General features: G+C 32.0%; 7 protein-coding genes. 1 reads left to right on the forward strand and 6 read right to left on the reverse strand.

What is annotated here, in order from left to right; translation table 11 throughout:
• From AB1Z17_RS07890 to ruvB, 3 genes are all read right to left on the reverse strand, one after another.
• A partial coding sequence (locus AB1Z17_RS07890) for a SulP family inorganic anion transporter (protein ID WP_368051256.1) occupies positions 1-260 on the reverse strand: 260 nt, incomplete at its 3' end.
• Between the two features lie 11 nt (positions 261-271).
• Positions 272-1,996, reverse strand: a complete 1,725-nt coding sequence (locus AB1Z17_RS07895) for a SulP family inorganic anion transporter (RefSeq protein WP_368051257.1) — start codon at positions 1,994-1,996, stop codon at positions 272-274.
• 78 nt (positions 1,997-2,074) lie between these two features.
• Complete coding sequence (gene ruvB / locus AB1Z17_RS07900; RefSeq protein WP_368051258.1) at positions 2,075-3,097, reverse strand: Holliday junction branch migration DNA helicase RuvB; 1,023 nt, start codon at positions 3,095-3,097, stop codon at positions 2,075-2,077.
• 182 nt (positions 3,098-3,279) lie between these two features.
• On the opposite strand from ruvB, the gene AB1Z17_RS07905 reads away from it, so the two are divergent.
• On the forward strand, positions 3,280-4,677 hold the full coding sequence (locus tag AB1Z17_RS07905; RefSeq protein WP_368051259.1) for a Gfo/Idh/MocA family protein: 1,398 nt from the start codon (positions 3,280-3,282) through the stop codon (positions 4,675-4,677).
• Between the two features lie 79 nt (positions 4,678-4,756).
• On the opposite strand, the gene AB1Z17_RS07910 is transcribed toward AB1Z17_RS07905, so the two are convergent.
• From AB1Z17_RS07910 to AB1Z17_RS07920, 3 genes are all read right to left on the reverse strand, one after another.
• Positions 4,757-6,508, reverse strand: a complete 1,752-nt coding sequence (locus AB1Z17_RS07910; RefSeq protein ID WP_368051260.1) for a cbb3-type cytochrome c oxidase subunit I — start codon at positions 6,506-6,508, stop codon at positions 4,757-4,759.
• 38 nt (positions 6,509-6,546) lie between these two features.
• Entirely contained in the window at positions 6,547-7,554 is a 1,008-nt protein-coding gene (locus tag AB1Z17_RS07915) for a cytochrome c oxidase subunit II (RefSeq protein WP_368051261.1), read from the reverse strand.
• Positions 7,555-7,648: 94 nt separating this feature from the next.
• Positions 7,649-8,644, reverse strand: a 996-nt coding sequence (locus tag AB1Z17_RS07920; protein WP_368051262.1) for a quinol:cytochrome C oxidoreductase, incomplete at its 5' end; no start/stop codon positions are given.

Here is an 8,644-nt window from a genome sequence, read left to right on the forward strand (position 1 = left end):
GAAGCAACTATTAAAGAGTCCATCGCAACAGGACCAACAGCTAGTTGACGAGATGTTCCAAAAATAGCGTAAATAATTTGCGGAATCATTGCAGTGTACAAACCATAAATTGGAGGTAAACCCGCAATCATAGCATAAGCAATTCCTTGTGGAATTAACATAATACCAACGGTTAAACCAGCTCCTAAATCGCCTTTAAACCATTCCTTTTTATAATTTGGGAGCCAGTCTAAAATTGGTATGTATTTTTTAAAATTCATTTTTAGAAATTTTAGCTACACTCATCATAAATTTTAACCTTGCACTCTAAACAAATTTCTTTATCTAGATTCTTATAAATTGTGGCAATTGCTGTATTTTTATTTTTAAAAAAGTTTTCTTCTCCAATTATTTTTGAAAAACCACCTTTTTGAAGCACATCCTGACTAATTAATTTTAATCCTACAAAATAAATCCCTCCTCCTCTACTTCTCCATTTTAACACTTCTTGCGACAACCATTCTGCACCTGCTATATCTATAAAGTTAATTCCATTTGCAAGAATTAACAAGTGTTTTTGATCGTTCTTTTCATATAAATCCGTAAAATATTTAGAAATTCCATCAACAGCGCCAAAATAAATTGAACCATCTATTCTTATCATTTTTAATTGTGGACATTCTTTAGCAGTAGCATCTCTAATTATATTGATAAACTTATTATCTTGATTTTTTCCAACAATGGCAATATTTGGTTTTGAAGTTTTTTCCAAGTAGAAAAATAATGATATCAGAATTCCTAAAAACAGTGCTGTTTCTAATTCTAAAAATAACGTTCCTAATAGTGTTACAGACAATACAATAAATTCTCGCTTACTACTTTTTATTATTTGCTTAATACGTTTAAAGTCAATTAAATTATAACCAACTAATAAAATAATACCACCCATAGCAGGTTTTGCTAGATACGAAGCATACGTTGCAAAAAACAACACTACTAATAACAAACCTATAGCAGATATTATAGCCGCTAAAGGTGTTTTTGCACCAGCCTGATAATTTACACCCGAACGTGAAAATGATCCTGAACTAACATACGATGAAAAGAAACTAGAAATAATATTTGTTAAACCCTGACTCACAAACTCTTGATTATTATTTAATTTTTGATGAGAACTTAGTGAAATAACCCGAGATATTGAAACTGCTTCAACTAAGCCAATTAAAGCCAATGTAATTGCTCCTGAAGTTAGCATCCGCATATCTTCAAAATTAAAATCGGGGATTATAAAAGGTGGTAAATTAGACGGCACGTTTCCTATTGTTTCAATACTATGCAGATTTCCTCCTAATACAACTGCCAAAACACTACCTAAAATCATTGCAAAAAGCATATTTAATCTAGAAATATATTTAATCTTTTTTATAAGTAGTGCAATTAAAAGCGTTCCTATTGCCACACTTAGTACATATAAATTCGTTTCTTTAATATGAGAAAATATGTATGCAATAATTTCATAAAAAGAACTTCCTTGTGGAACATTTATTCCAAATACATGCTTTAATTGTTTAAATGCAATTAAAATTCCTGCTCCTGCAGAAAACCCGATAACCACCGTATATGAAACAAAATTTACCAATTTCCCCATCTTAGCCAGTCCCATTACTAATTTAATTACACCAGCCATAAAGGATAAAAGTATGGTTAAGGAGACAAATGCTTCCAAATCTGATTCAGGAGTTACAAATTTGCTTATGATCGCAAATACAACTATCGATCCTGTTGTAGTAGGTCCAGAAATTAAATGATATGAAGAACCAAATAAAGCGGCTATAATTGGCGTAATCATAGCTGTATAAAAACCATAAATTGGAGGCAATCCAGCAATCATAGCAAAAGCTACTGCCTGTGGAATAACAATAATTGTACCTGTAATACCAGCAATTAAGTCATCTTTCCACGTTTTTTTAGTTAAAGGAAGCCAAAGTAAAAAAGGAAATATTTTATGTAAACTCATTATTATAAATTTAGAGTTTTTGTAATAACAAAAGTAAGATGATATATCTTTAGTTTTGTGACATAAGTCACTTATAGTTTAAAACAATTCCGCTTGAGAATCACCTTTTATTTTTCCTAAATGTTGATATGCTAGATGGGTAACTTCTCTACCTCTTGGAGTGCGCATAATAAATCCTTCTTGTATTAAAAAGGGCTCATAAACTTCTTCAATAGTTTCAGAATTTTCACCAACGGCAGTCGCTAACGTACTTATACCTACCGGACCACCTTTAAATTTATCTATAATGGTTATTAATATTTTATTATCCATTTCATCCAATCCAAAGGCATCTACATTTAAAGCATTTAAAGCAAACTTTGCTATTTTAATAGTTATTGTTCCGTCTCCTTTTATTTGTGCAAAATCTCGCACTCTTCTAAGTAATGCATTTGCAATTCTTGGAGTTCCTCTACTTCTTCCAGCAATTTCAATAGCTGCCTCCATAGCTATTGGCACTTTTAAAATAGCTGCACTTCTTTGCACTATAGTGGTTAGTAATTCTTTCTTATAATATTGTAATCTGCTACTAATACCAAAACGTGCACGCATGGGTGCTGTTAATAATCCAGAGCGTGTTGTTGCACCAATTAAGGTAAATGGTTCTAAATCTATTTGAACAGTTCGTGCATTTGGTCCAGATTCAATCATTATATCAATTCTGTAATCTTCCATTGCAGAATACAAATATTCCTCTACAATCGGACTTAATCTGTGAATTTCATCAATAAATAATACATCTCGTTCACTTAAATTAGTTAATAAGCCTGCTAAATCTCCTGGTTTGTCTAAAACAGGTCCTGAAGTAATTTTTAAGCCAGCATTTAACTCATTTGCTAAAATATGTGCCAAGGTAGTTTTACCCAATCCTGGAGGTCCGTGAAATAATGTATGATCTAAAGCTTCTTCACGCAAATTAGCAGCTTCAACAAATATTTTTAGATTTTCTAAAACTTGTTCCTGCCCAGTAAAATCATCAAAAGTTAACGGACGTAGTTTTTTTTCTACATCTAATTCTTCTGAAGAATAATGTTCTTTATCTGGATTCAAGTTTTCGTTCATAGTTATTGTACAACTTTAGTTGCACGAAGATATAAAAAAAAATAGTGACAATACTTAATTTTAAACATTGCTAAAAGTACTTCAAATCAAACTAAAATTCAGTTTTTATTAACGTATAACTTGGTGATCTAATAAATAATAATTTTTAAATTTACGATTATTAACTTATCTAAATGCAAAATATGAATCCTAATAGAAGAGATTTTCTTAAAAAATCGTCCATTGCAAGTGCTGGCTTGGCGTTTTTACCTAGTTTTTTAAATGCTACTAACTTTAAATCTTCAACTTCTTTTGGAGCAACATATATGGGAGACTTTGCTGCTCCTAAATTAGAAACTGTTCGCTGTGCTTTTATTGGAGTAGGTGCAAGAGGTTCTGGACACGCAACAAGAACCGCTAATGTTGAAGGTACAGAAATAGTGGCAATTTGTGATTTATATGAAGATTGGGCTACTAAAACAGCAAATAAATGTAAAGAAATTGGAGCTGGAGAACGACATAATGAGATTTCCTTATATACAGGTGGAGAAAACGAGTGGAAAAAGATGTTGAAGAAAGAAAAACCTGACCTCGTTTTTATAAGTACTCCTTGGGAAACACATGCTGAAATGGCTATTTATTCAATGAAAAAAGGTGCTCACGCTATGGTTGAAGTGCCAATTGCCCTAACAATTAAGGAATTGTGGGATATAGTAGATACTTCTGAAAAAACTAAAAAGCATTGTATGATGCTGGAAAATGTAAACTACGGTCGTGAAGAATTATTATATCTAAATATGTGCAGGCAAGGTGTATTAGGAGAACTGCTTCACGGAGAAGCTTCATATATTCACGAGTTAAAATGGCAAATGAATGAAGTTGAGCGCAGAACTGGCTCTTGGAGAACTCCACATTATGCACATCGAAATGGAAATTTATACCCAACACATGGCTTAGGTCCTGTTGCACAATATATGAACTTAGCAAGAGGTGAAGATAATTTTGAACGTATTGTTTCTATGTCTTCTCCAGGGAAAGGTAGAAATATTTACGCAAAGAAAAATTTTGACGCTAACCACAAATGGAATCAACTTGATTTTAAAGGAGGAGATATTAATACTTCTATTATAAAAACAACACTTGGACGGACAATTATGGTACAATGGGACGAAACAAGTCCACGTCCATATACAAGACACAATCTAATACAAGGAACCCAAGGAACATTAACTGGCTTTCCTACTAGAATAGCTTTAGAAGGAGGTGTTGAAGGTATTACTGAAAATCACCATCAATGGGCAGAAGGAGAAAAATTAGAAGCTATTTTTGAAAAATATGAACACCCGTTGTACAAACGTATGGGAGAAATCTCTAGAAAAAATGGTGGTCATGGCGGTATGGACTATTTAATGACTTTCCGTATTATCGAATGTTTACGAAATGGGCTACCTTTGGATCAAAATGTGTATGAAGGTTGTTTCTGGAGTGCAGTTTCACCGCTAAGTGAAGCTTCAGTTGCAGAACATGGAAGTTCTCAAATGTTTCCAGATTTTACAAGAGGAAATTGGAAAAAAACAAAACCGTTAGCAATTATAGAATAATAATTATTGTTTTTATAATCAAAAATGCCTTTTCAATTAAATGAAAAGGCATTTTTGATATATTTTTAAACTTAAAGAATTAAGATTCTTCTTCTCCTTCTTTTAACGGTGTCGTTTGTAGCACATAATCTTCTTCATGTCCCGGTTTGCTATAATCGTAAGCCCATCTATGTACCGCAGGAATTTCTCCTGGCCAATTTCCGTGAACGTGTTCAACTGGAGTTGTCCATTCTAAAGTATTAGCTTTCCATGGATTTTGAGTTGCTTTTTTACCTTTATAAATACTAATAAAGAAATTTGCTAAGAAAATTATCTGAGCTGCACCTCCTAATATTGCAAACATTGTAATAACAATATTTACATCCGCAACATCATCAAATAAAGGGAAGGCTGTATTTGCATAATATCTACGTGGTAAACCTGCTAATCCAACAAAATGCATCGGGAAAAAAACTCCATAAGCCGCAACAACAGTTATCCAAAAGTGCCAGTATCCTAATGTTTTATTCATCATTCTACCATACAATTTAGGGAACCAGTGATATACACCAGCAAACATACCATAAATTGCAGATACACCCATTACTAGGTGAAAGTGAGCAACCACAAAATACGTATCGTGTACGTTAATATCTAAAGCACTATCTCCAAGCACTATTCCGGTTAAACCACCAGAAATAAATGTAGAAACAAACCCAATAGAAAAGAGCATTGCTGTATTCATTTGAATATTCCCTTTCCACATGGTAGTAATCCAGTTAAATGCTTTTACTGCTGAAGGTATTGCAATTAATAATGTTGTAAATGTAAATACAGAACCTAAAAATGGATTCATACCAGAAACAAACATATGGTGTCCCCAAACAATTGTAGATAAAAATGCAATTGCTATAATAGAACCAATCATAGCTCTATAACCAAATATTGGTTTACGAGAGTTACATGCAATAATTTCGGAAACAATACCCATCGCTGGCAGTATTACAATATATACTTCAGGATGCCCTAAAAACCAGAATAAATGTTCAAATAAAACTGGAGAACCTCCTTGGTAATGCAATACTTCACCTTGAATAAATATATCTGATAAAAAGAATGATGTCCCAAAGCTTCTATCAAAAATCAGTAATAATGCGGCAGATAATAATACTGGAAATGAAACAACTCCAATAATAGCTGTTACAAAAAATGCCCAAATTGTTAATGGTAATCTCGTCATTTTCATACCAACTGTTCTTAAATTAAGAACCGTTACTATATAATTTAAAGCTCCCATTAAAGAGGATGCTATAAATATTGCCATTGATACTAACCATAGTGTCATACCTAATCCAGAACCAGGTATTGCTTGTGGCAATGCACTTAATGGTGGATAAATTGTCCAACCTGCAGATGCTGGTCCAGCTTCAACAAAAAGTGAAATAACCATTATTACACTTGACAAGAAGAATAGCCAATAAGAAATCATGTTTAAAAAACCTGAAGCCATATCACGTGCTCCAATTTGAAGTGGTATTAATAAGTTACTAAACGTTCCACTTAAACCTGCCGTTAATACAAAGAAAACCATAATGGTACCATGTATTGTTACCAGAGCTAAGTAAATATCTGGAGACATAACGCCACCATCTTGATGGTTTCCTAAAAAAGCTTCAATAATAGTAAACGACCTATCTGGCCAAGCTATTTGTAAACGAAATAACATGGACATAAATACACCGATAACACCCATAAAAATACCAGTAACTAAATACTGTTTTGAAATCATTTTATGGTCAGTACTAAAAACGTATTTAGTAATATATGTTTCTTTATGATGATGATCTGACATAATCTATTTTTTATTTAGTAGTATAGTAGTTAGTTAATTTATTGCACAACTTGCGCCATTGTTTTTTGATTTTTAATCCAGGTATTAAAATCTTCTTCTTCTTCAACAATAATTTTCATTTGCATATTGTAATGCGAAGAACCACAAATTTTATTACATAAAAGTAAATAGTCGAATTCATAGGCATCCTCTCCTTTTTCTGCTCGTATTTTATTAATTCCATCAACTTTAGCAATTGTTTTATCGTTCAATCGCATTTCTTCAGTTGTTAATGAAGGAGTAAAAGCAAATTGAGTAACCATACCTGGAACACAATTCATTTGTGCTCTAAAATGTGGCATATATGCAGAGTGCAATACATCTTGAGAACGGAATTTAAAAATTACTTTTCTTCCTTTTGGCAAACGTAATTCGCGTACAGGAATATCATCTAATGCATTTTTATCTGACATATCAACACCCATAGTGTTAATTCCTTTAATGTTTCTAACATTCGCTAAACCTAATTCATTATCTTCTCCAGCATAACGAGCTTCCCAAGAAAATTGTTTCGCATATACCTCAACAATTAATGGGTTTTCTGCATCTGAAGGATCCATAACATCAACCCAAACAGATAATCCATAAAGTACTAAACCTGCTAGAACAACTGCAGGAACTACGGTCCAAATTAATTCTAACTTATGACTATCTGCATAAAATAATGCTTTTCTATCTTTTATACCTCTATATTTAAAAGCAAAATAAAAGAGTAAAAATTGTGTAATTGCTTGCACTACCAATATTAATACCATTGTAACCATATACAAAGTATCGTAACTTTCTCCTTCTACAGACGCTGAATCTGGTAATAAAATTATTGAGTATTTTACAAAAGAAAAGATCATTAATCCGTAAAAGAATACTCCAAAAACTGCAAATAAAATACCTTGTGTGTTATTATCTTTTTCAGTTGCAATTACACTTTTAAAATTTAGAATACTTGTTACTTGCCAGATAGCTACTGCTACAACAATTGCCAGTAAAATATAAAGTAATGCTGTCATTTTTTTAATTTAGATTTTTTTAGTTGTGCCAAATATAAAAAAAATCCTGAATAATTTGTATTCAGGACTCTTTTCTATGAGAATATTTTATTAATTAATAGTGAAAATGTTCACTTTCCTTTATAAAAGGACTTCCTTTTGCTAATAATGGAGCTTTTGATAATGCATTAAAAACAACATAAATAAATATTCCAAGTACTAATAATGCTGAACTTATTTCTGAAATTCCAAAATACCATTGATCTCCAACCGTCGCTGGCATAATCATTACAAAAATATCCACATAATGTCCTATTAATATTACAATACCAGTTGTAACTATAAACCAGTTAACACGTTTGTAATCACTATTCATTAAAACTAATAAAGGGAAAACAAAATTTAAGACTAACATTCCTAAAAATGGAATTTTATAATCATTAAACCTCGTAACAAAATAGGTAACCTCTTCTGGAATATTTGCATACCAGATTAACATAAATTGAGAAAACCATAAGTACGTCCAAAAAATACTAAATCCGAACATAAATTTAGCCAAATCATGTAAATGGCTATTGTTTACAAATTCCAAATACCCTTTTCCTTTTAAATAGATTGAAACTAATGCTATGGTAGTTATTGCAGAAACTATCATACTTGCGAAAAGATACCATCCGAATAAGGTACTAAACCAGTGTGGATCTAAAGACATTATCCAATCCCAAGACATCATTGATTCTGTAACTAAAAAGAATACCAAAAATGCTGCTGAACGTTTAAACAATTTTGTGTAATTACTTAAATCAGTCGCATTATCTTGAGCCAATGTTAACTTTCTTGAATGCTGACGATACCAAATCCATCCAGCCATATAAATTGCTGCTCTAATTAAAAAGAATGGTACGTTTAAATAACCTGTTTTATTTTGAATTAATTCATCATGCGCAACCACTTCAGGATCCATCCAAATAAATAAATGATTTAAATGCAATGACGACAGTACAAAAAATACAAATAACAAAATTCCACCTATCGGTAAATAAGCCGTTATTGCTTCCATTACTCTAAAAAGTACAACTGGCCAACCTGCTTGAGAAGCGTGTTGTATTGC

Origin of the sequence: Lutibacter sp. (genome assembly GCF_040883305.1) — a bacterium.
In the GTDB taxonomy this organism is placed as follows: domain Bacteria; phylum Bacteroidota; class Bacteroidia; order Flavobacteriales; family Flavobacteriaceae; genus Lutibacter.